The organism is Pseudofrankia saprophytica (assembly GCF_000235425.2).
GTDB lineage: Bacteria > Actinomycetota > Actinomycetes > Frankiales > Frankiaceae > Pseudofrankia > Pseudofrankia saprophytica.
Map to the genome: position 1 here is coordinate 639,293 of NZ_KI912266.1, position 22,094 is coordinate 661,386.

Below are 22,094 nucleotides of genomic sequence, written 5' to 3' on the forward strand. Positions count from 1 at the left end.
CGTATATCTCATCGTCGTCGCCTTGGTTCTTTCTTCTCCGCGCGGTCCCGCTCGGGCCGTGCAGTCGGGGATAGTTGTGCACCACCCCTTTCGGGGCCTGTGAGAGGCCCACTACTCTGCGCCCCCGCAGACATATGAGAACTCACCTTTGCGCCCCACTCGTCCAGGGCGGCGGCGCGACACGAGAGGATTCATGTCCACCTCGGCGTCATCTGAGGACGATGTCAGCCCGACGCTGTTCGCCCGGCTGCTGTCGGAGGCGGGCCTGTCGGACACCCGTTTCGCCCGCCAGGTCAATCTCCGTGCCCGTCGCCAGCGACGGGTGGAGCTCGGGCTGTCGCGTTCGACGGTCGGGCACTGGCGGCGCGGAATGCGCCCCCGCAATCCCATGGTCGCCGAGCTGGCGGCCGCCGAGATTTCCGCGGCGATGGGCTACCCGATCACACCCGCAGATTTCGGCTGGCGAGGCGAACAGCGCACACGTCACGATCTCGAGCTGAGCATCGCCGGCTCGCCACAGGAGACCCTCGGTATCCTCGCCGGGCTGTCTGGCCGGGACGTCCATCGGGGCGGCCTGTTACCCGAGATCCCGGCGTTCACGGCCACCGCGTTCGCGCAGCCAGCGCTGTCGAGTCTCACCGGGATCGTCGCCCGCGTCGAGCAGGCGTCGCCCTCCTCTCCTGACCGAGGCCAGGATCCCTTGGACCGAGGCCAGGACCGGGCTCGAGATTCCGGCGATCCCACGACCAGCGCGGCCATGATCAGAGAGGTGACCGCGTCCTTCCGAAAGCTGGACGCCCGGCTGGGCAGCCGGGAAATCCGTTCCCACGCTGTGACCTTCCTGCACGACCGTCTCCGGGCCGTGAAGAACGGGCCGACGAGCGCCGATCTGTGCGGCGCCTTCGGTGACCTCGCCCAGTTCAGCGGATGGTTGTCCCAGGAGTGTGAGCACCAAGCGCTGGCGCAGCGCTACTACATCCAGGCGCTCGGCCTCGCCGAACATGCGGGCGACGCGATGCTGGCCGGACGGGTGCTGGCGGCGATGAGCGACCAGACCGCCTGGCTCGGGCACCCGCGGCAGAGCCTCGCCTTGGCGATCACCGCGCTCGATCGCGCCGGGCCGGCGGCCACGCCGCTGGTGGCGGCTATGTTGCACGACAAGCACGCTTGGGCGTTGGCCCGGACGGGTGACGAAGGTGGCTGCATGGCCGCCCTGCGGGAGCTGGAAAAGGCTGTCAGCCGTGCGACGCCCGGCGACGGGCCGGTGTGGGCCAGCCACTACAACGCCGGTGACGTGGCCGAATGCCAGGGCCATTGTCTCAGGCTGCTCGGACGACCGGCGCAGGCCGAGCGGTCGCTCGTGGAATCCAGGGCGTTACAGGACCCGGCGCGTGTCCGTAGCCGTGCCTATGGTGAGGCCGATCTGGCGCTGGCATTCCTGCAACGGCCGGCGCCGGACCTGGAGGGCGCGCTGGAGGCCGCCTACCACGCCGTCACGCTGGCGTCTGGCCTCTCCTCGGCCCGCATCACCGCGAAGCTGCGGGAGCTGGACAACGCGTTCGCCGAACACCGGACGTTGGCCACCCAGAGATGGCGGCGCGCGGCGGCGCCTTTGTTGGCGGGCGGTCGGCACCGGCAAGCGGCGAAACCGGTGCCTGCCGGTGCCGACCTCAGTTCGACAGCACCAAAATGACGCGGCGTCCGAAGGCGGTGACTTGAGATCCGGAGTCGGAAGCGGAAGATCGCACATGGTGACCCGTTTCACCTACGGCGCATTTTGTCCGCGGCGAGGGAGGGGGACGAGGATGCGTTCAGGAATTTTTATCGGAACGTCCACCCCAGGTTGTTGCGTGACCTGCGAGCCCTCTCCGCCGATGACGCCGACGACGCCGAGATAACGGCGGCGGCGGCCAGGATGTGGCCACGGATCATCGGGTCCCTGGACACGTTCCGGGCGGACGCGCTCGGTGGCCTGGCCGCCCCGGCTCCGCCCGGCGAGCTTGCCGGCGAGAGCGCCGCGGTGCTCGCCTTCCGGGGATCCCGCCGCGCGGTCGTGCCGCTGTCCCGCGCGGCCGTGCCATCGCGCACATCCGTCGTGCGCAGGCTGGTCGCGGTCAAGACCGCGGCCGCCATCTCGCTCGCCGCCATTGGCGGTGTCGCGGCGGCGACCGGCGCCGTACCGGCCCCGTTCGGCGGCGACGGAACCCATGCGACCAGCACCCCGCCCGTCCGGTCGCCGGAACCGAACGCCTTAGCCGCCACCGGCGGACCGGGAATGCCTCCCGGGTACGGTCCAGGCGCTGGCACACCAGCCACCCCCCTGGGGGGCCCGGTCTGCAGCGCGTATGACGGCACCGCCAGGGGTGGTCCCTCCCCGATCGCCGCCGCCGGTGGCCCGCAGTACGTGAGCACCTCCTGCGCCGGGCTGGCCGGCCAGCAGCCGGAACCCACATCGCCCCCGGCCCCATCCGCGACGCCACGCAAGCACGGCAGCGACAGCGACAGCGACAGCCCAGGCCACCCGGCCGGCAAGCCCAGCGAGCTGCCTGGCACCCCCGGCAAGTCACCGGAGAAGCCCGATGCGGGTAAGCCTGGCCACGCGCCCGAGAATTCTGGCGGGGGTAAGCCCAGTCGGGCACCCGAAAACCCCGCCCCGGGCAAACCCAGCCAGGCACCCGAAAACGCCGCCCCAGGCAAACCCAGCCAGGCACCCGAAAACGCCGCCCCAGGCAAACCCAGCCAGGCACCCGAAAACGCCGCCCCAGGCAAACCCAGCCAGGCACCCGAAAACGCCGCCCCAGGCAAACCCAGCCAGCCGGGCGGCGGACCTGCGCAGTCTCCGGGCAGCCCCAACGCCGGCGCACCCGGCAGGCCGGACGGCGGACCGGATCAGGGCAAACCCAGCCAGCCCGCCAGCGTGGGGGGACCCTCCGACGATGGATCCCGCAACGGAGCCGGCGGTGGACCTGGCCAGGCGCCCAACAGCGGCCCGGACCGCAACCCGGGGAACTCGCTGGGGCGGTAGAAAGCCGACATCGGCGCCAAGGGCGTTGTCGACAACCGCTTCGCACCGGATGTCGGCGCGGCCCGCCGGCGCACCCGCCTCCATGAGACTGTTCGCCACGACTGAACTCATCGCACGTCCGGAGCGGGAACGGGCCAGCCGGCGGCCGGTCAGCCCTCAGCCGGTCGGTTGGGCGGTGCCGCCGAAGTAGCTCTCCTCGATGAGCTCGGGGTGGGCGGCCAGGTGAGCGGCGTCCTCATGGAGGGCGATGCGGCCGCGGTCCAGGACGTAGGCCCGGTCGGCGACCCGCAGCGCGAGCGAGACGTGCTGCTCGACGAGCAGCACCCCCAGGCCCGTCTCGTCCGCGACCCGGCGCAGCGCCGCGAGCAGCGGCGGCACGATGCCGGGCGCCAGGCCGAAGGAGAACTCGTCGACCAGCAGCAGCGCGGGCCGGCGGACCAGCGCGAGGGCGAGCGCGAGCTGCTGGCGCTCGCCGCCCGAGAGCGCGCCGGCCGGCCGGCCGAGCAGCGCGCGCAACGCCGGGAACAGGTCGAGAACGGCCGCGATCCGATCCCCGGCCCGCTGGGCGCCGATAGACGGGGTGGCATCGGCGGAGCGGGTGCGCTCGCCGTCGGAGGGGCCGACGCCGGCCGAAGCGCCAGTGCCCTTGGCGGGGCCGGCCGCGGCGTCGGGGACGGGCCAGCCCGCCCCGGCGGCGCCGCGCGGCGCGGGATGGCGGACGGCCAGCCGCAGGTTCTCCCGGACGGTCAGGGTCGGGACCGAGCCGTGTCCCTGCGGCACGACGGCGAGGCCTCGCCTGGCGAGTTTGTCGGGAGCCGCGCGCCGGGTGGGCGCGCCAAGCAGGGTCACCGTGCCGGCGACCGGGGGCAGCAACCCGGAGATCATGCGGATGAGCGTCGTCTTGCCGGCCCCGTTCGGGCCGAGCAGCGCGACGATCTCCCCGGGGCTGACGGTGAGCGAGACGTCGCGCACCACTGGTGCCCCGGCAGGGGCAGCGCCGCCCGCGATCGCGAGCACGCCGCGTCGCCGCCCGCCGTAGCGCCCGACGACCCGGTCGACGTCCAGCAGCACGGGCGGCAGCGCCCGCGCCGCGGCCGAGCCTGGCCTGGCGGGCGTGGTGTCACCGCTGGCCGCCGGCTGGCGGGGCCGCGGCGGGGCGGGCGTGTCCGCGCCGTCCGACCCGGTGCCGAGGTAGGCGGTCCGCACGGCGGGGTGCACCCGGACCCGCTCGGGCGGGCCCTGGGCGACCACCCGCCCGCCGTCGAGCACGACCACCTCGTCGCAGACGGAGAAGACGAGCTCGACGTCGTGGTCGATGAGTAGCACACCTATGCCGGCGGCGGCGAGCGCGCGCAGGCGGGTGGACAGGGTCGCTCGTCCCGGCGCGTCGAGGCCGGCGGCCGGCTCGTCGAGCAGCACCGCTCGCGGCCTGCCGGCGAGTGCCCGGCCGAACGCGAGCGCCGCGCGCTCGTCGTGGGTCAACGTGTCCGGCAGGCGGTTGGCCACGGCGGCGAGCTCGACCCCGCCGCGCCCCGCCCGGGCGATCCCGTCGGTGATCGCCGCGCCGATGGCCAGCGGCCCGGTGGCCGGGCCGATGGTGATCGGCCCGGTCGTGGCCGGGCCGACGGTGGCGGAGACCGCGGACGCCAGCTGTGAGGACGCGGCCGAGGAGGTCGGTCCGCCCGCGGCGGCACCGCCGGCGACGGCCAGGTTCTCGGAGACGGACAGGTCCTCGAACAGCTCCAACGACTGGAACGTGCGGGCCAGGCCGCGCCGGAACCGCTCGTGCGGCGGCAGCGACTCGATCCGGGCGCCGTCGAGCAGTATCGACCCGTCGGTGTCGGATCCAGGCACGAAGCCGGTGATCGCATCGATCAGGGTGGTCTTGCCGGCGCCGTTCGGGCCGATCAGGCCGATGATCGTGCCGGCCGGCACGACGAACGACACGTCGTCGACGACGGTCACACGCCCGTACCGGACGGTCAGGCCATCGACGGCGAGCCCGCGCTCGGGTGCCACCAGCGCGCCCATGTTCGGCAGCGATCCGCTCATCGGGCGTCTCCCTCCGGCGTCGCCCCACCGGTCACACCGGTCCCGGGCCGCCGATCGCCCGGCGCACTCGGCTCCCCCGCGGGGACCGCGGGGACCGCGCCGGCCGGCGGGTCCGGTCGTCTCAATGGACCCGTCCAGCTGCCCGGTCTCCGCGGGGCGGGGCCGCCGCGCGCCCCGCCCGACCGGGCGCCGCCGCGGCCGGCCCGGTGCGCACCGGCGACAGCGGGCGTCGCCGGGCGCCGGTAGGCGAGCCCCGCGGGCCGCAGCACCGCGAACACCACGACGGCGAGCCCGCAGATCAGCGACTGGTAGGTGCCCAGGCCGGCCACGTCGTCGAGCGCGGTGAACAGCAGCCCGCCCGGCACCAGCAGCCCGGCGGCCAGCGCGCCGGACACCGTCGTCACCCCGCCGACCGCGACGACGGCCAGGAAGAACAGCGACGCGGTGACGCCGAACGAGTCAAAGGAGAGTGTGCCCTGGCCGTAGCCGATGAGGCAGCCCCCCAGGCCGGCGATCCCGGCCGAGATCCCGAAGGCGAGGACCTTGGTGCGCCGGACGTCGACGCCGGCCGCCGACGCGGCGCGCTCGTTGGCCCGGACGGCGAGCATCTGCCGCCCGAACCGGGAGCCGCGCAGCCGGACGACGCCGTAGCAGCAGGCGGCCAGCACGACCAGCGACAGCAGCCCGTACTGCACGCGGGGGAAGCCCCGACCGGCGACACCGAAGTCAAGGCCGAACACCTTCGGCGCCGGCACCTTGGAACCGGCGAGCCCACCCGTGATGAGTGGGTTGGCGAACACCGCCTCCTGGATCGCGACGCCGGCGGCAAGCGTGATCACCGCGAGGTCGATGCCGCGTACCCGGCGGGCGACGAATCCCAGCAGCAGGCCGACGGCGGCGGCCACCGCCGTGGCGAGCAGCGGCGCGACCGGGAACGGGATGTGCAGGCTGCGCTGCAGGCGGGCGAGCAGGAAGCCGGCGACGCCGGCGATCGACATCTGCGCGAGCGAGAGCTGGCCGACGTAGCCGACCAGGACGACGAACGACAGGCAGACGACCGCGCCGGCGAGGCTGCGCTCCAGGCCGAGCCGGTAGGTGCCCTGCAGGAGGAACAGCGCGCCGACCCCGACGGCGACGCCGACGAGCAGCGTGAGCGCCGACCGGCGCGCGCCGATCGGCGGGCTGACCGGTGGCAGCCGGGCGGTGGCCGCGGCGGCCGAGACCCGGCCCGGCACCAGCTGCCCGCGCGAGACGGCGACCCCGATGAGCAGCAGCAGCGGCAGCAGCGCGCGCAGGCCCGGCTGGTCGAGCCAGCTCACGTCCCGCTGGACCTGCAGCAGCGCCGACTGGGCCATGCCGAGCGCGAGCGCGCCCGCCACGGTCGCGCCGAACGACGACAGGCCACCGAGCAGCGCCGCCGCGAGCGCGGGCACGACGAACAGCGAGTACGTCGTCGGGTTGAGGGCCGAGACCGGCGCGATCAGGATGCCGGCCGCCGCCGCCAGCACCGCGGCCACCACCCAGTTCGCGGCGGCGATCAGCTCGGTGCGGTAGCCCCACAGCGCCACCGTGTCCGCGTCGGCGGCTACGGCCCGGGTGGCGAGCCCGAACCGGGTCCAGCGGGAGACCGCCCACAGCACCAGCCCGGCGGCGACCGCGAGCGCGGCGAGCAGCAGCCGGTCGCTGGGGACCGTCGTGCCGAACACCTTGACGGGCTTCTGGGTCAGCACCGGATCGAGGAACCGGCTGTCCGTACCCGACGACCCGGAGACGAACTGGATCACGGCCACCGCCTGCAGCGCGATCATCAGCCCGACGGCGGCCACGACGGCGGTCATCGGCGGCGCGGAGCGCAATGGCCGGAACACCAGCAGATAAGCGATGAGCCCGAACAGCCCGGCGAGCGCCAGCGAGACGGTGAACGCGAGGGTGAATGACGGGTGGTCGGTCAGATGAATTCGTGGTGGCACGCCGACGATGGGAAAGACGATGTCGCCGACCTCACGCAGCTCGGCGTACTGGTACGTCGCGTACATGGCGAAGGCACCATGCGCGACGTTGACCACGCCAGATGCCCGATAGGTCAGCACAAGACCGAGCCCGAGTGCTGCGTACACGGCCCCGGTGCCAAGCCCGAGAACCAACGCGGCTAGATACGTGGACACACCAGTCCCCAAGCTCGACTCGACCGCGCCCGGCTGCCGACGGGAGTGTAGCTTCCTGGGCGTGATCCGTTTTGCGCGTGTTCTCGCGGCTGGCTGCGTAGCGCTGGTGATGGTTCTCGCCGGGTGTACGAGCGAACGCGGAGGGGGTTCGTCGGACGGCGGGACGAACGGCACGCCCGCGGCCCAGCCGACCGGGGCACCCCTGCTGCTCGGCTACGTGACCCAGGAGAACAGCGCGGTCGGCTCGTTCCCGGAGACCCGGATCGCCGCGCAGGCGGCCGCCGCGTACGCGAACTCGGACCTGAACGGGGTCAAGGGCCGGCCGATCAAGCTGGTGACCTGCGCGACGAACGGCTCGCCCGAGTCGTCGCAGGACTGCGCGAACAAGCTCGTCTCGCAGCACCCGGTCGCCGTCGTAGGCGGGATCGACGTCGGCGCCGAGGCGGCGATGGACGTCTACAAGAACGCCGGCATCCCGTACGTGAGCGGCTCACCGCAGCTCAACGGGGAGCTCAACTCGACGAACTCGTTCTCGCTGACCGGCGGCACCGCGGCCGAGCTGCTCGGCATCACCGACTACCTCACGTCGGTGAAGAAGGTCCACAGCGTGCACGCGCTGTACGTCGACCTGTCCGGGCTGCTCTCCATCGCGATCGACTACTCGAAGCGGATTCTGAACAAAAAGGGTGTGACGGACGTCACACTCACGTCGGAGAAGGCTGACGCCGCCGACTTCGCCCCGGCGCTCAGCAACGCGGCCAAGGGCAACCCCGACGCGATCGTCGTCGTGTTCCAGGCGCAGGCCTGCGCCCGCATCGTCCAGGCGGCGAGCGCGCTCAACATCAAGACACCGATGTACCTGATCGGTTCCTGCGCGAGCCCCGCCGTCGCCAGGGCGGCCGGCGGGCACACCGACAACCTGGTGTTCGCCTCCGGCTACGTGCCGGCGACCGACGGGGACAAGGACGCCGCCGCGGCTGCGTTCGCCAAGCGGGTGCCGGCCGAGCAGCGGACGTCCGGTTCGGAGGGCTCGTTCTCGGCGGTGCTGGTGGTCCGCAACCTGCTCGAGACCCTGCCGGACCCGACGCCGGCGGCGCTGACCACCACGCTGCGGGCGACCACGGAGTACCCGAACGTCATGGCGCACCCGTTCACCTGCGACGGCAAGCAGATCGTGATCCTGCCGTCGATCTGCAACTCCGCCGTGCGCCTGCTCACCTGGAACGGCAACGGCTTCACCGACCTCACCGGGAACTGGATAGACGGCCGCAAGCTCGTCGACCTCGTCAGCTGACACCCGAGCCCGACCCCAGCCCGACCCCAGCCCGCGCCCTTCGGCCTGACACCCGAGCCCGCGGGCCTTCGCCCGAACGAACCCGTACCCGCTTGTCCCTCGGCGGCCTGGCCCTGGTGGGCCAGGCCGCCGAGTCGTTCGGCGCGCACCCGGCCGATGAATCGTCTGGCTGCGGTTGCCTTTTCGTCGCGTTAGGCTGGCTGCTGACCAGGGAGGACGGAACCATCGCCGCCGAGAAGGTCACGCCGCGCCAGTACGACCGCTGGCCGGAGGACCACCGTGCCGACGTCGAGATCGCTGACGGCCGAGCCGTCGCGACCGCCGTCCCGTCAGCCCGGCGCCGAAGAGCGGCGCGGCTCATCGCGAACGCCCTGGACGCCGCCGGCGGGTCCGAGTGGAACGCGGACGTCGCCGTCGAGATACGGCTGACCGAGGCGCCGCTGACGGTCCGCCGCCCGGATGTCGTCGTCTACCGCGCCGACGCGCTCGACGCCGCCCCAATGCACGCGGACCAGGTGCTGTGCGTCGTCGAGCTGGTCTCTAGCAACTCCCTGGCGACCGGCCGGATCGTCGGCGTGCACCGTTACGCCCAGGCCGGCATCGGCCACTACTGGCGGATCGAGTGGTCGGCCACCGGGGTTCCCGTCGCCTGCGCCTACGACCTCGACCCCGCGTCGCAGGTCTACCAGGAGCACGCCATCCAGAGCGGGCTGGTGCACGTCACCACCCCGTTCCCGGTGACGATCAATCTGACCCAGCTGTCCTAGCGCCGCACCCAGCACCCGACCCCCGGCACCTCTCACGCAGCGCGAGCGCCGGCGCCCGGCGCCCGGCGCCCGGGAGGCTGGCGCTGGAACGCGACGTGCCATCGACTGATTGGTTGATGGGCCTATCAACCGGCCCGCGGCCGATGACGGCCGGACGGTTGATCCACAACGGGGGCCGATGGCGGCAGGGTTTGAGCCATGGCTGGTTCAGGCTCCACCACGATCGAGGTAGACGGCCTCGAGAAGCGTTACGGCGACCGCGAGGTGCTGCGCGGAGTGTCGTTCAGCGTGCGGCAGGGTGAGATCTTCGGCGTCCTCGGGCCCAACGGCGCCGGCAAGACGACGACGGTAGAGATCATCGAAGGGCTGCGCAGGCAGGACGGGGGCACGGTCCGCGTCCTCGGGCTGGACCCGTGGGCGGACCGGCGGACGCTCACGCCCCAGCTCGGCGTCCAGCTGCAGGAGAGCGAACTGCCCGCGCGGATGACCGTCGACGAGGCGCTGGCGCTGCAGGCCGCGTTCTACGACGCCCCGGTCGACACCGCCGCGCTGCGCGACGAGCTCGGCCTCACCGAGGTGCGCCGGACCCGGTTCGGCAAGCTGTCCGGCGGGCAGCGCCAACGCCTCTCGCTCGCGCTCGCGCTGGTCGGCGACCCGCGGATAGCGGTGCTCGACGAGCTGACCACGGGCGTCGACCCGCACGGCCGGCGCGACGTGTGGGACCTCGTCGAGCGGATCCGCGAACGCGGCGTGACGATCCTGCTCGTCACGCATCTGCTCGAGGAGGCCGAGCGGCTCTGCGACCGGGTCGCGGTGCTCGACGCCGGCCGGGTCGTCGCCCTCGACACCCCGGCCGGGCTGGTCCGCGCCGCCGAGGGCACGTCAACGATCCGGTTCCGGCCGTCCGCGGCGATCGACGACGCCCTCCTCACCGCCATTCCCGAGGTCGCCACGGTGACCCACGCCGGGCCGACCGTCCGGGTGACCGGCAAGGGCGAGCTGGTGCACGCCGTGGTCGCCGTGCTCGCCCGCCACCAGATCGTCGCCCAGGACCTGCGCATCGAGCAGGCCACGCTGGACGACGCCTACCTGTCGCTGACCAGGTCGCCGGCCCCGGAACCCACGGGCGCGGGCGAGACCACGCCCCAGGCGCAGGCGCAGGTCGAGGGAAGCACCGCCGACGACGAAACGAGGAGGTCCTGATGTCCCGGATGGCGTTCGGAGCGCTGACGCGCAGCGAGGCACGACTGGCGCTGCGCGACCCCGGCACGACGCTGTTCGGCGTCGGCCTGCCTGTCGTGCTCGTCGTGATCCTCGGCTGCGTCCCGTCCTTCCGCGAGCCCAGCGCCGATCTCGACGGAGCGCGGGTCATCGACCTCTACCTCCCGATCACGATCGTCATGGTCGTCGCGCTGCTGGGGCTGAGCCTGACGCCGGGGACCCTGGCGAGGTACCGGGAGAAGGGGGTGCTCAAGCGGCTCGCGACCACGCCGGCGAGCCCCGCGCTGCTGCTGGCGGCGCAGGGTGCCGTGATCGCGGTCATCGCGGTCGTCGTCGCGGCGCTGCTCCACGTGGTCGGCGCGGCCGCGTTCCACGTGCCCGCGCCGGAACAGCCCGTCGGCTACGTGCTGGCGCTCCTGCTGACGATCGCGACCCTCATCGCGCTCGGCCTGCTGATCGCGTCCGTGGCGCCGAGCGGCGGGGTCGCGAACGGCATCGGGGTCGGGCTTTTCTACCCGCTGATGTTCTTCGCCGGGCTGTGGGTGCCCCGAGAGGCGATGCCGCACCTGCTCGTGCGCATCGGGGACGCGACCCCTCTCGGAGCGGCCGTCGGCGCGTTGCAGGACTCGATGTCCGGGTCGTGGCCGAGCGCGGCGCACGTCGGGGTGATGGCCGCCTACATCGTGCTGTGCGGTATCGGCGCGGCCCGCTGGTTCCGCTGGACGTGAGAACCTGTCGGGGCTGTTGTCCCCGATCGGCGTGAATTCGGGAGACGGGTGCCAGCCCGGAAGATCGGAATCGGGAAAGAGGTGTCACATGTCCGGCTCGACCGGCTCGACCGGCTCGTCCGCCCCGACCGGCCCGTCGGACGGGTCGACAGTGCCCGGTCCGCCCGGCGCGCCCGTCCCGCGGGAGGCTCCGGCTGGCCTGGGCGTCCTCACCGAGCCCTGGGAGTCACGGGAGCTGCGCGCCTACCGGATCATCCCGTATGTCGGGCTGGTCGTCTCGGCCCTGCTGACCTGCCTGGTGCCGCTCCAGGCAGGCTGGTCGCACCGGGCGGTGGATCTCGGCCTGTCCGCCGTCGCCGCGGCCTGGATGGTGTGGTTCCGTACCGCGCATCCGGCCTGGGTCAGCAGGCGACGGCTGATGACCGGCTACCTGGTCGTCCTGCTGGCGTTGATCGCGGTTCTGGTCGTCAGGTCGCCCTGGTTCGGTTTCTTCGCCTTCACGGGCTACCTGGAGTCGACCGCGTTGCTGGTCGGGTGGTGGCGGCTGGCCGGCGCGGCGGTGACCGCCCTGATCGCGGCGACGTCGCAGGTCGGCGGGGTGCCGACGACCTGGGGCTACCTCGTGCTCTACCTGGTCGTCGTCATCTTCAACGTCGGCGTGGCCGGCACCATGACCTGGTTCGCCGTCGTCGCCAACGAGCAGAGGGAGGCTCGCGGACGCGCGATCGCGGAGCTCGGCGACGCCAACCGACGGCTGCAGGCCGCGCTGACCGAGAACGCCGGCCTGCACGCTCAGCTCGTGGTCCAGGCCCGAGAGGCCGGCATCCTGGACGAACGGGCCCGGCTTGCCCGGGAGATCCACGACACCCTGGCGCAGGGACTGACCGGGATCATCACCCAGCTGCAGGCCGCCGAGCAGGCCGGGGCACGCGGGCGACACATATCAACCGCGCTGCGGCTGGCCCGCGAAAGCCTGACCGAGGCTCGCCGGTCGGTGCAGGCGCTGCGCCCCGCCGAGCTCGCCGAGGCTGCGCTGCCCGACGCGCTGGCAGACGTCGCGGCCCGGTGGACGCAGGCGAACGGGGTGCCGGTCGAGGTGTCGGCCACCGGGCTGGTCGTCGCGCTGCACCCGGAGGTGGAGGCGACGGTGCTGCGGGTAGTCCAGGAGTCGCTGGCCAACGTCGCCAAGCACGCGGCCGCCAACCGGGTGGGGCTCACGCTGTCCTACATGTCCGACGTGGTGACCGTCGACATCCGCGACGACGGCGTCGGCTTCGACACCGACGAGGCCGGCCCCGGCCAGGCCGAGGGCGGTGGGGACACGCGTGGCGGCGGGTTCGGGCTGGCTGCGATGCGCCAACGGGTCGCCCGGCTTGCCGGCGGCTTCAGCGTCGAGTCGGAGCCGGGCGCGGGCACCGCGGTGTCCGCGGCACTTCCGGCGATCCCCGCGCCGCGCGGCGACGCCGAGACGCTGGGAGCCGAGACGGTAGGAGCCGAGATCGTGGGAGCCGGGATGGTCGAGACAACCGCGTGGGCCGTCGATGCCTGAGCCGTCTCCTCCCGGCCGCGAGGAGCAGGGCGACCACCCGGTGCGGGTGCTGCTCGTCGACGACCACCCCGTGGTGCGCGACGGGTTGCGCGGCATGTTCGCCGACACCCCGTCGATCGAGGTGGTCGGCGAGGCCGGTGACGGCGCCGCCGCCGTCCGGCTCGCCGGGGCGCTGCGACCGGACGTGGTGCTCATGGACCTGCGGATGCCGCGGCTCGACGGGGTCAGCGCGATCACCGCGCTGCGCGACGCGGGCAGCGAGGCCCGGGTGCTGGTCCTGACGACGTATGACACCGACAGCGACGTGGTCCCGGCGATCGAGGCGGGTGCCACCGGCTACCTGCTCAAGGACGCGCCTCGCGACGACCTGATCCGCGCCGTGCGCGCGGCCGCCCGAGGCGAGGCGGTGCTCTCACCGTCGGTCGCGACCAGGCTGCTCGGCCAGATGCGCGCCGCGCCGGCGCCGACCCGCGACCCCCTGAGCACCCGCGAGCTGGAGATCCTGGCGATCGTGGCCCGCGGCGCCACGAACCGGGAGGTCGCCCGGAAGCTGTTCATCAGCGAGGCGACGGTGAAGACCCACCTGCTACACATCTACGCCAAGCTGGACGTGAACGACCGGGCGGCCGCCGTCGCCGAGGCGTTCGGCAGGGGACTGCTGCCCACCCGCCGCCCGGGCTGAGCGCTGGGGAGGACCCGCGGGCGGACCGGCGGGCGGCGGTCCGAACCGGCGGCCGGGCGCCGCCCTGGGATCAGCGGCGCCTGAGCCCCTGCACCATCTTTGCCACGGTGCAGAAGTACTGGCGGTGGATCTCCAACAGCTGAGCGGCCTCGGCGCGTGTCGCCACCTTGTCGGACCTGGTCTTGCAGCCGGGGCAAACGTAGTGAGCCATGACGGGGATCCTCCTCCGGAAGTTCCGACCCAGGGGATTGGTGTGTTCCCTGGCGAGTCGCCCGCTACGCCACCAGTTTGGGTGGATTTTAGGCAAGCCGATCAGGGTAAGTCTCGGAGTTGCGGTCAGTGCCGAGTCTCCCGCAGCCGGTCCCGCCGTCGACGCGGCCCCGCGCGCGCTTGGTCCGCGTTGAACTCGCGGGGCCGGAGCCACCCTCATGATCACCCAGGTCCCCCCAACCTGGACGGCGACGGTCCCCAGCTATAGCAACCGATGGTTGCACTTCCGCGGAAGCGGCGATAGCCTGACTAGCAACCAATGGTTGCGATAGCCGGGAGACCCCATGGAGTACGCGAGCATCGAGCGCGAGATCCACGTCGACGCCCCGCCCGAGGTGGTGTTCGAAGTGATCAGCCAGCCCGAGCACGTCCGGGACTGGTGGTACGCCGAATCCGACGTCCAGCCGATCCCCGGCGCAACGGGGGAACTGGCGTGGGCCGACGGCGACAACCCCCGAGCCCAGGTCGTCCCCATGACCGTGCTGGTCGCCGAGCCGCCACGGTTGTTCACCTTCCGCTGGACGCATCCGGCGGGAGAAAAGGCGGTCGACGGCAACTCGCTGCTGGTCACCTTCGAACTCGTTCCATCCGGCTCGGGCACGCTGCTCCGGCTCACCGAGACCGGGTTCCGGGAGCAGGGCTGGGAGATCGCGGTCCTGGAGCAGCAGTACAACGACCACGTCGCCGGCTGGGGCACCTACGTTCCCCGCATCGGGGCGTGCGCCGAACGCCTGGTCTCGGCGCGATGACGCTCGCGATCAACGACGACCTGTGGTCGGCGATCGGGGATCCGACCCGCAGGCGTCTGCTCGACCTGCTGTTGACCACCGACGCCGGGACCGCCACCTCGCTCAGCGAGCAGCTGCCGGTGACCCGGCAGGCGGTGGCCAAACACCTCGGCGTCCTCGATCGCGTCGGCCTGGTCCAGGCGACGCCGGCCGGGCGAGAGAAGCGCTACCGCGTCGACGAGGCCCAGCTCGCGCGCGCCGTGGCACAGCTGAACGCCGTCGGCAACGCCTGGGATGCCCGGCTGCGGCGGATCAAGCAGATCGCCGAAGCCATCCAGAAGAACAGTTGAACGCGCCCCGGCCGCGACCGCGGCCGGGCGGAGAACCGGATCGGGAAGAGGAGAGAACAATGGCGGACATTCTGCACCGCGTGGGGGTCGTAGCATCCCGCGAAGCCGTTTTCCGTGCGCTGACGACGCGGGAGGACCTGGCGGGTTGGTGGACCGAGGACACGCACGGGGACGGCGAGGCCGGCGGCGTTCTCAAATTCCGCTTCGGGGCCGCCGGCGGTTTCGACATGAAGGTTCTCGAGACCCAGCCGGCCGAGCGCGTCCTCTGGGAGGTCATCGACGGCCCGGACGAGTGGGTCGGCACCCAGGTCAGCTGGGAACTGCGGACCGCGGGCGAATTCACGATCATCCTGTTCGCTCACCAGGGATGGCGTGAGCCCGTGGAGTTCATGTACCACTGCAGCACCAAGTGGGCGACGTTCCTGATGAGCCTGAAGGCGTTCCTGGAAACGGGAACCGGCGAACCGGCGCCCCGCGACGTGCAGATCAGCGACTGGCACTGACCGAAAGCCGCGTCGCCCTGGTCGTCATCTTCGAACGGGTCACACCGGGAATCAGGAATCCAGTGACCTGGTGACTTGGTGGCGCCGACGAGTCCGCCGATGGCATCCGGTCCATCCCCAGATGGCAGCGCCCCCGCCCGGCCGTCAGAGCCAGGTGGGGGCGCGCATCGGGTCGGGTGTCGGGTCAGCGGGCGGGCTGCAGGGCCCAGCCGCGGTCCTCGTCGAAGATGGGCGAGAGGGCGACCATCGGCGGGAAGACGAGCGCCGGGTGCAGGCCGAGGGTCAGGTCGTTGTCGACGACGCCGATGGTGAACGTGCCGGGCAGCGGGCCCTCGGTGATCCGCCATTCCCGGGGCTCCGGAAGCGGCCGGACCCGCTCGAACACGTCCGGCTCACCGTCGAAACCGACGAACAGCGGGTCGGCGGCGCGGCGGATCGTGTAGGTGCTGTCGCCGTTGCGGCCCTTGCCGGCGTTCCGGATCTCCCAGTCCTGCGGCCCTCGTCTTCGGCATAGCCGTAGTCGAGGGCGACGGAAGAGAGCTTGCGGTTCCGCGCAGTCCCCACGGCCAGCATCGCAGCGGCAACGCCGCGGGCGGTCGCCGGATCTGCGGTGTGGATGGTCGTCACTGCTCGTCGTCCTCTGCCTGGGCGGCAAGGATCAGCGCGATGTTTTCCAGACTGGGCCGCCCTTCGCCATTCAGCGTGGCGGCAAGGTAGGCGACCGCGGCGATACGTATCGCGGACTCTTCGATGATCTTCCCGGTAGCCTCGGCAAGCGCGTCGGGATTGCTCGCGGCCAGGTCGCGCAACAGTCGTAGGGCCGACTGGCCGTCATCCGGACCGCCATTGTCCACGTCGCTGGACGGCTCCGGCAGGCCGGCGGCGAGGATGATCGCCCGGCGGATCTCCGCGGACATCTGCGTCAAGTCATGGGACGCAGCGGCGGTGATCAGCGCGATGCCCTCGACCAGCCGATCGTTTGCCTCGGTCACGATGTCCTCACTGGTGGATACGGGCGCGGAACCTGCCGCGGCGTCACAGGGCTGCCGATGGCGGCGTTCCCATGTCACCACCTCGGCCGAGTAGGGCGGAGCGTCGTGTCAGGCGTCAGGGGCACGGCCAGCACCGTTTCGTGACCCTGAGGTCTGACCGGACGCCCGGGATCCCTCAGGAGGCGAAGCCGACCTCGCCGACCTTGCCCGAATCAACATCATTCCTGTTGGGGTCATCCTTGGGCCATCCACAGCCAGTTTTAGATCTTGGAGACGACTCAGGGGCCCGACCCGAAGATCCACTCTCGCGAGTGAACCAGCAGGTCAGACCCCTGATCAAGGGCGGAGGCTCGGGGATTTGAACCCCGGATGGGTTGTAGACCCAAACCGCATTAGCAGTGCGGCGCCATAGACCGGACTAGGCGAAGCCTCCCAGCGTGCTCGCCAATCATAGCGGCTCGACCGAGGGGTGTGGCGGCCGGCCGGGCGGCGGGTGCCGTCGCGCGAGGCGGATCTGTCAAGCGTCCGAGTCGGGGCGGGAGGTCCGGTCTGGTGGGGTTCGCGGTGGTCCTGGACGTACCTTGCGCGGCATGCGAGTGGTACTGAGCGTTGCCGATCCGGTTCGCGGGGTCAGCACGGACGTCATGGTGGAGGCGGACGAGGAGACACCTGTCCGAGAGGTGGGGCGGGCGCTCGCCGGCCGCCTCCGCGCCGGGGCGGACCGTGCGCCCGTCGTGTTCGTCGACGGGCGCACGGTGGACGGACGGCTCGATCTGCGGGAGTCGCCGCTGGTCGACGGGGTCGTGGTCGGCCTGGGGTCGGCGGCGGGGTGCCCCGCCGTGGGCGAGCCGGTCGGGCTGGTGGAGGCGCGGGTCGTCGGCGGACCGGGTGCCGGCGTGGTGCACCGGCTCGGGCCGGGCCGGTTTCTGATCGGCACCGGGCCGGACTGCGCCGTGCCGCTCGATGACCCGACGGTCGCGGACGTCGCGCTGGAGCTCATCGTCGGGGCGGATGGTTCGTGCGCCGTCGTCCCGGCGGGGGCGGGCGACGGGTTCGACGAGGTGCTCCTCGACGGGGAGCCGTTGCCGGCGGCCGGACGGCTGCTTCCTCTGCCGCTCGTCGCCGAGCGCGACGATGCCGCGCCGTTGCGGCCCGCGCCGATGTTGGCGGTGGGGGCGGTGTTGTTGACCGTGGCGGTCGCCGGGCCGCAGGATCTGGCGACCCGGCCGGCCGAGGACGGCCACCGGCGCGACGTGAACCGGCCGCCCCGGATGTCCCCGCCGCGGCCCGACGTCCGCTTCCGGCTGCCGCCCGCGCCCGCGCGACCCGAACGCCGCCCGATGCCGATCCTCGGGGCGCTGCTGCCGGCGGTGGGCGCGGGCGCGATGGCGTTCGCCCTGCACATCTACTACCTGCTGCTGCTCGCGCTGCTGGCACCGCTGGGCATGGTCGCCTCGCACCTGAGCGGCGGCCGGCTGGCCCGCCGGGCCCATCGCCGCGACCTCGCCGAGCACCGGCGCCGGCTGGCCGAGACGGAACGCGAGATCCACGCGGCGCTGGCGCGCGAGTGCGCCGAGCGGCGCCTGGGCGCACCGGACCCGGCCCAGGTGCTGCTCACCGCGGTCGGGCCGCGGCGACGGCTGTGGGAACGCCGCCGTGGCGATCCGGACTACCTGCGGCTGCGGCTCGGCACCGCCGACCTGCCGAGCGACCTGACGGTCGAGGACCCCGCCGATCAGCGACGGCATGACGGGCGCCAGCTACAGGGGTGGAGCCGGACCGTGCCGGACGTCCCGGTCACCGTGGCGCTCGCGGAGCACGGCGTGCTCGGTGTCGCCGGCCGTGGCGAGCTGCCGCGGGTGGTCGGCTGCTGGCTGCTCGCCCAGGCCGCCGTCCTGCACAGCCCGCTGGACCTGGTCGTCTACCTGCTGACCTGGTCGGACGGCGCGTCGGCCTGGGAGTGGGCTCGCTGGCTGCCGCATGCCCGCCCGTCGGCTGAGACTGACGGCCAGGAGGCCGCCCTCCGGGTCGGCCTGGACGAGGTCAGCAGGGCGCGCCGGATCGGGGAGCTGGCCCAGCTGGTCGCCGCACGGACCGCGGATCGGGGTGGCCGCCCCGGTGCCCCCGGCTCCCACGGCGGCACCCCCGTTGGACTGCGGGGGCCGTCAGGCGCGCTCCCCGGTGAGCCGGACGTGCTCGTGATCCTCGACGGGGCGCGGGCGCTGCGCGGGTTGCCCGGCATGGTGTCGGTGCTGCGCGACGGGCCGGCGGTCGGGGTGTATTCGATCTGCCTGGACCGCGACGTCCGGCTGCTGCCCGCCGAGTGCCAGGCGGTGGCGGAGCAGGTCCCGAGCGGCCTGCGCGTCAGCCAGGCGAGTGGGGTCGTCGTCGACGACGCCCGGCCGGACCTGGTCGCGACCGCGGCGACGCTGGACCCGTCCGGCCAGACGCTCGATGAGTCGGTCGTCACGGGTGGCGCGGCGGCCTGGTGCGAGCGGCTGGCCCGCGGGCTCGCCGCGCTGCGCGACGTCGGCGGCGATCGGGACGAGTCGACGCTGCCCGCGGCGGCGCGGCTGCTCGACGTCCTCGCCCTCGATCCCCCGACGCCGGCCGCGGTCGCCGCCCGCTGGGCGGCAGCGCCCGGCGGGGACACCTCCTTCACGGTCGGGGTGGGGCACGGCGGGCCGTTCACGCTGGACCTGCGGCGGGATGGGCCGCACGGGCTGATCGCCGGCACGACCGGGTCGGGAAAGTCGGAGCTGCTGCAGTCGATCGTCGCGTCGCTCGCCGTGGCGAACCGGCCGGACGCGCTTACGTTCGTGCTCGTCGATTACAAAGGCGGAAGCGCTTTCGCCGACTGCATCGACCTTCCGCACTGCGTGGGACTCGTCACCGACCTGGACAGCCACCTGGTCGCCCGGGCACTCACCTCCCTGAACGCGGAACTTCGCCGACGCGAGCACCTGCTCGCCGCCGCCGGCGCGAAGGACCTCGAGGACTATGACCGCCTGACCGGTCTTTCCCGTCCGAGTGCTTCTGCCCGTCCAGGTATCTCCGGCGCCGCCGGCCGGATCCCCGAGTTGCCGTGGCTGCCCGATCTACCACGGCCACCCGAGCTACCACGGCCACCCGAGCTACCACGGCTACCCGCGCCGCCACGGCTACCGCGGCTGGTGATCGTGATCGACGAGTTCGCCTCGCTGGCGAGGGAGCTGCCGGAGTTCGTCGCCGGTCTGGTGAACCTCGCGCAGCGCGGCCGGTCGCTGGGCATTCACCTGCTGCTCGCCACCCAGCGGCCCGCCGGCGTGGTCTCCCCGGAGATCAGGGCGAACACGAACCTGCGGATCGGCCTGCGGATGACCGACGCCGGCGAAAGCGCCGACGTGCTCGACGCGCCGAACGCCGCCCGGATCGGCCGGTCGACACCGGGACGGGCATTCGCGCGGCTCGGGCACGCGTCGCTGGTGGCGTTCCAGACCGGCCGCGTCGGCGGCCGGCCGACGTCGCCGGGCCCAGCGACGGATGGAGGCGCGGGTGGCGGCGGGGGCGGCGCCGCGGGCGGGGCCGCGCGGGCGCCGTGGGTGGTCGAGCTGCCATGGGCGGCGCTGGGCGGGCCGCTTCCCCGCCGGCCGACGGAGGCGGCGGACGACGGCGCCGCCAGCGACCTGCGGCTGCTCGTCGACGCGGTGCGCGCCGCGGCCGAGCTGACCGGTGTCCCCCGGCAGCCTGGCCCATGGCTGCCGCCGCTGCCGCCGGTGGTCACGTTGGGCGACCTACTCGCCGACGCGGCACGCACACCGGCCGACCCGAGCGCCGCCCGTAGCGCCGTCCGCGGCGCCGCTGGCGGTGAGCACGCGCGGCTGGCACCGGTCCCGGTCGGGCTGTCGGACCTGCCGGACGACCAGGACCAGCGTCCCTACCTGGTCGACCTCGACGGGCACGGTCACCTGCTGGTCGTCGGGTCAGCGCGATCCGGCCGGTCGACCGTGCTGCGGACGTTCGCGGGCGCGCTCGCGGCCACCGTGTCGTCCCGCGACGCTCATCTGTTCGGTCTCGACTGCGGCAACAACGCGCTGCTGGCTCTCACCGCGCTGCCGCACACCGGCGCCGTGGTCAGCGCGGACGCGCCCGAGCGGGTGGAACGGCTGTTCGCCCGGCTGCGCGCGGAGGTCGCCGGCCGGCAGGAGGCGTTCGCCAGCCGTGGCTACGCCGACCTGGGCGAGCAGCGCGCGGCCGAGCCGGCGGCCGCGCTGCCCTATCTGGTGCTGTTGCTCGACAGGTTCGAGGGCTTCCTGACCGCCTTCGAGAACGTCGACGGCGGACGGCTCGTCGACGAGCTGTCGCGACTGTTACGCGAAGGCCCGGCGGTCGGCCTGCGGGTGCTGGTCACCGCCGACCGGCGCGGGCTGACCGGCCGGGTCGCGTCCGCGATCGAGAACCGGCTGGTGCTGCGCCTCGCCGACCGGGGCGACTATCCCCTGGTTGGCCTGGCGAGCTCAGCCGTGCCGGACGGCGTGACGCCGGGACGCGGGTTCCGGCTCGGCGACGCCGTCGAGAACGCCCTGGGAGGCGCCGGCGGAGACCCTGGGCCACCTGGGTCTCGGCCACCTGGTGCGGCCCCGGCGGTCGAGACCCAGGTCGCGCTGCTCGCCCCCGATCCGGCCGGCAGGGCGCAGGTGGCCGCGCTCGCCCGGCTCGGCGGGTGGGCGGCCGCGCGGGATGGCGTGCCGCCCGGCCCGGCGACCGGTCCGCGCACCGACCAGCGCCGGCCGATGCGGATCGACCCCCTGCCGTCCCGGATCACGCTGGCCGAGGCGGCAGCGCTCCCGGGGTCGCCATGGCCGGCGCTGGGACGTGGCGGTGCGCCGGAGACACCGACACCGGCGCGGCGGGGTCTCGCGGAGGCGCCCGGAGGGGCTGGAACGGCGGCACCGTGGGCGGCCACGGCCACGGCACCGGCAACGCCACCGCCACCTCCAGTGCCGCTGCTGGGTCTGGTCGGGGTCGGTGGCGACGAGCTGGGTCCGCTGATCGTGGACCTGGCCGCGGACGGCCCTGGCTTCACGGTCGCCGGGCCCGCGCGCTCCGGGCGCAGCACCGCGTTGGTCACCCTGGCGACGACCCTGCTCGCCGGCGGAACCCGGCTGGTCCTGATCACGCCCCGGCCCTCGCCGCTGCGCGGACTGGCCGGCGCGCCGGGCGTGCTCGGCTCGCTGGGGGCCGACGCCGCCGCCGATGCCGACGAGGTGGCTCGGCTGCTGCCGGCCGCCGGCCGGCGCGACGACGCGCGGGCCGTGGCGGTGATGGTCGACGACGCGGAGCTGCTCGCCGACATGCCGCTGGCCGGCTGGCTCGCCGATTTCCTGCGCCGGGCGCGCGACACCGGGTCCGCGCTGGTCGCAGCCGGGACCACCGAGGATCTACTCGGCCAGTTCCGCGGATTCCTGGTGGACCTGCGCCGCTCCGGATCCGGACTGCTGCTCTGGCCCGGCGGACCGGCGGACGGCGAGTTGTTCGGCCGGCGGCTGTCCCGCGCGGCCGGAGGCGCCCGTCCCCCGGGGCGGGGGCTGTACTTCCGGCGCGGCCTGCCAGCACCCATCCAGGTCCAGGTCCCGGTCGGGGCCGGAGCCGGGGATGCCCAGATCGGGGGGTCTCACCCCCGAATGACGTACCGCCCTCGATCACCTACGCTCGCCCCGCCACCCGCCCTCGACGTCTACCGAGACGCGGGCGCCTGGATCCCCTTTCCCCGCGAACGGTGAAGGAGC

At 73.3% G+C, this 22,094-nt stretch carries 16 protein-coding genes and 1 tRNA gene; 11 read left to right on the forward strand and 6 right to left on the reverse strand.

Annotated features, from left to right (window positions below):
- Positions 1 to 193: 193 nt before the first annotated feature.
- Positions 194 to 1,693 (forward strand): NsdA family TPR-like regulatory protein, encoded by a 1,500-nt coding sequence (locus tag FRCN3DRAFT_RS55805; RefSeq protein ID WP_007514455.1) that lies wholly within the window; start codon positions 194 to 196, stop codon positions 1,691 to 1,693.
- Positions 1,694 to 3,181: 1,488 nt separating this feature from the next.
- On the opposite strand, the gene FRCN3DRAFT_RS0202860 is transcribed toward FRCN3DRAFT_RS55805, so the two are convergent.
- Both FRCN3DRAFT_RS0202860 and FRCN3DRAFT_RS42330 read right to left on the reverse strand, forming a co-directional pair.
- The gene (locus FRCN3DRAFT_RS0202860; RefSeq protein WP_007514459.1) at positions 3,182 to 5,077 is read right to left on the reverse strand and encodes an ATP-binding cassette domain-containing protein; all 1,896 of its coding nucleotides are present in this window, start codon (positions 5,075 to 5,077) and stop codon (positions 3,182 to 3,184) included.
- The gene (locus FRCN3DRAFT_RS42330; protein WP_084174206.1) at positions 5,074 to 7,242 is read right to left on the reverse strand and encodes an ABC transporter permease; all 2,169 of its coding nucleotides are present in this window, start codon (positions 7,240 to 7,242) and stop codon (positions 5,074 to 5,076) included. Before FRCN3DRAFT_RS42330 ends, FRCN3DRAFT_RS0202860 begins: the two co-directional genes overlap by 4 nt.
- Before the next feature lie 61 nt (positions 7,243 to 7,303).
- Here FRCN3DRAFT_RS42330 and FRCN3DRAFT_RS0202870 point away from each other — a divergent pair, with 61 nt between their 5' ends.
- The 6 genes from FRCN3DRAFT_RS0202870 to FRCN3DRAFT_RS0202895 all read left to right on the forward strand — a co-directional run bounded on the left by FRCN3DRAFT_RS0202870 (position 7,304) and on the right by FRCN3DRAFT_RS0202895 (position 13,483).
- The gene (locus FRCN3DRAFT_RS0202870; protein ID WP_035924255.1) at positions 7,304 to 8,536 is read left to right on the forward strand and encodes an ABC transporter substrate-binding protein; all 1,233 of its coding nucleotides are present in this window, start codon (positions 7,304 to 7,306) and stop codon (positions 8,534 to 8,536) included.
- A 92-nt stretch (positions 8,537 to 8,628) separates the two neighbouring features.
- The gene (locus tag FRCN3DRAFT_RS0202875; protein WP_232793897.1) at positions 8,629 to 9,303 is read left to right on the forward strand and encodes a Uma2 family endonuclease; all 675 of its coding nucleotides are present in this window, start codon (positions 8,629 to 8,631) and stop codon (positions 9,301 to 9,303) included.
- Positions 9,304 to 9,501: 198 nt separating this feature from the next.
- The gene (locus FRCN3DRAFT_RS0202880) at positions 9,502 to 10,506 is read left to right on the forward strand and encodes an ABC transporter ATP-binding protein (protein ID WP_007516783.1); all 1,005 of its coding nucleotides are present in this window, start codon (positions 9,502 to 9,504) and stop codon (positions 10,504 to 10,506) included.
- Positions 10,506 to 11,252, forward strand: a complete 747-nt coding sequence (locus FRCN3DRAFT_RS0202885) for an ABC transporter permease (RefSeq protein WP_007516781.1) — start codon at positions 10,506 to 10,508, stop codon at positions 11,250 to 11,252. The genes FRCN3DRAFT_RS0202880 and FRCN3DRAFT_RS0202885 overlap by 1 nt, the downstream gene beginning before the upstream one ends.
- Positions 11,253 to 11,340: 88 nt before the next feature.
- Entirely contained in the window at positions 11,341 to 12,801 is a 1,461-nt protein-coding gene (locus FRCN3DRAFT_RS0202890) for a sensor histidine kinase (protein WP_007516780.1), read from the forward strand.
- Positions 12,794 to 13,483: a response regulator gene (locus FRCN3DRAFT_RS0202895; protein WP_007516779.1), complete on the forward strand. Its 690-nt coding sequence runs from the start codon at positions 12,794 to 12,796 to the stop codon at positions 13,481 to 13,483. Before FRCN3DRAFT_RS0202890 ends, FRCN3DRAFT_RS0202895 begins: the two co-directional genes overlap by 8 nt.
- A 70-nt stretch (positions 13,484 to 13,553) precedes the next feature.
- Here the strand turns inward: FRCN3DRAFT_RS0202895 and FRCN3DRAFT_RS54750 are convergent, their stop codons facing one another.
- Positions 13,554 to 13,694 (reverse strand): hypothetical protein, encoded by a 141-nt coding sequence (locus tag FRCN3DRAFT_RS54750; RefSeq protein ID WP_007516777.1) that lies wholly within the window; start codon positions 13,692 to 13,694, stop codon positions 13,554 to 13,556.
- Between the two features lie 343 nt (positions 13,695 to 14,037).
- Here FRCN3DRAFT_RS54750 and FRCN3DRAFT_RS0202905 point away from each other — a divergent pair, with 343 nt between their 5' ends.
- From FRCN3DRAFT_RS0202905 to FRCN3DRAFT_RS0202915, 3 genes are read left to right on the forward strand one after another with little or no spacing between them, the layout of a single operon-like run.
- The gene (locus FRCN3DRAFT_RS0202905; RefSeq protein WP_007516774.1) at positions 14,038 to 14,502 is read left to right on the forward strand and encodes an SRPBCC domain-containing protein; all 465 of its coding nucleotides are present in this window, start codon (positions 14,038 to 14,040) and stop codon (positions 14,500 to 14,502) included.
- Positions 14,499 to 14,831 carry an ArsR/SmtB family transcription factor gene (locus FRCN3DRAFT_RS0202910; RefSeq protein ID WP_007516773.1) on the forward strand — a complete coding sequence of 111 codons (333 nt, stop codon included), beginning with the start codon at positions 14,499 to 14,501 and terminating at the stop codon, positions 14,829 to 14,831. The genes FRCN3DRAFT_RS0202905 and FRCN3DRAFT_RS0202910 overlap by 4 nt, the downstream gene beginning before the upstream one ends.
- Before the next feature lie 59 nt (positions 14,832 to 14,890).
- Positions 14,891 to 15,334 carry an SRPBCC family protein gene (locus FRCN3DRAFT_RS0202915; RefSeq protein WP_007516772.1) on the forward strand — a complete coding sequence of 148 codons (444 nt, stop codon included), beginning with the start codon at positions 14,891 to 14,893 and terminating at the stop codon, positions 15,332 to 15,334.
- A 184-nt stretch (positions 15,335 to 15,518) separates the two neighbouring features.
- Here the strand turns inward: FRCN3DRAFT_RS0202915 and FRCN3DRAFT_RS42335 are convergent, their stop codons facing one another.
- The 3 genes from FRCN3DRAFT_RS42335 to FRCN3DRAFT_RS0202930 form a co-directional block, all read right to left on the reverse strand.
- Positions 15,519 to 15,719, reverse strand: a complete 201-nt coding sequence (locus FRCN3DRAFT_RS42335) for a hypothetical protein (RefSeq protein WP_007516770.1) — start codon at positions 15,717 to 15,719, stop codon at positions 15,519 to 15,521.
- A gap of 238 nt (positions 15,720 to 15,957) precedes the next feature.
- Complete coding sequence (locus FRCN3DRAFT_RS0202925) at positions 15,958 to 16,326, reverse strand: hypothetical protein (RefSeq protein WP_007516768.1); 369 nt, start codon at positions 16,324 to 16,326, stop codon at positions 15,958 to 15,960.
- A gap of 343 nt (positions 16,327 to 16,669) precedes the next feature.
- Positions 16,670 to 16,759: transfer RNA gene (locus FRCN3DRAFT_RS0202930), tRNA-Ser, on the reverse strand.
- A gap of 157 nt (positions 16,760 to 16,916) precedes the next feature.
- Here FRCN3DRAFT_RS0202930 and FRCN3DRAFT_RS42340 point away from each other — a divergent pair.
- Entirely contained in the window at positions 16,917 to 22,088 is a 5,172-nt protein-coding gene (locus FRCN3DRAFT_RS42340) for an FtsK/SpoIIIE domain-containing protein (protein WP_007516766.1), read from the forward strand.
- Positions 22,089 to 22,094 lie beyond the last annotated feature (6 nt).

What these genes read in the sequence shown, in the direction of transcription:
- FRCN3DRAFT_RS55805 (WP_007514455.1), top strand. Translation starts at nt 194, where the DNA reads ATGTCCACCTCGGCGTCATCTGAGGACGATGTCAGCCCGACGCTGTTC.
- FRCN3DRAFT_RS0202860 (WP_007514459.1), bottom strand. Translation starts at nt 5,077, where the DNA reads ATGAGCGGATCGCTGCCGAACATGGGCGCGCTGGTGGCACCCGAGCGC.
- FRCN3DRAFT_RS0202880 (WP_007516783.1), top strand. Translation starts at nt 9,502, where the DNA reads ATGGCTGGTTCAGGCTCCACCACGATCGAGGTAGACGGCCTCGAGAAG.
- FRCN3DRAFT_RS0202885 (WP_007516781.1), top strand. Translation starts at nt 10,506, where the DNA reads ATGTCCCGGATGGCGTTCGGAGCGCTGACGCGCAGCGAGGCACGACTG.
- FRCN3DRAFT_RS0202890 (WP_007516780.1), top strand. Translation starts at nt 11,341, where the DNA reads ATGTCCGGCTCGACCGGCTCGACCGGCTCGTCCGCCCCGACCGGCCCG.
- FRCN3DRAFT_RS0202895 (WP_007516779.1), top strand. Translation starts at nt 12,794, where the DNA reads ATGCCTGAGCCGTCTCCTCCCGGCCGCGAGGAGCAGGGCGACCACCCG.
- FRCN3DRAFT_RS54750 (WP_007516777.1), bottom strand. Translation starts at nt 13,694, where the DNA reads ATGGCTCACTACGTTTGCCCCGGCTGCAAGACCAGGTCCGACAAGGTG.
- FRCN3DRAFT_RS0202905 (WP_007516774.1), top strand. Translation starts at nt 14,038, where the DNA reads ATGGAGTACGCGAGCATCGAGCGCGAGATCCACGTCGACGCCCCGCCC.
- FRCN3DRAFT_RS0202910 (WP_007516773.1), top strand. Translation starts at nt 14,499, where the DNA reads ATGACGCTCGCGATCAACGACGACCTGTGGTCGGCGATCGGGGATCCG.
- FRCN3DRAFT_RS0202915 (WP_007516772.1), top strand. Translation starts at nt 14,891, where the DNA reads ATGGCGGACATTCTGCACCGCGTGGGGGTCGTAGCATCCCGCGAAGCC.
- FRCN3DRAFT_RS42340 (WP_007516766.1), top strand. Translation starts at nt 16,917, where the DNA reads ATGCGAGTGGTACTGAGCGTTGCCGATCCGGTTCGCGGGGTCAGCACG.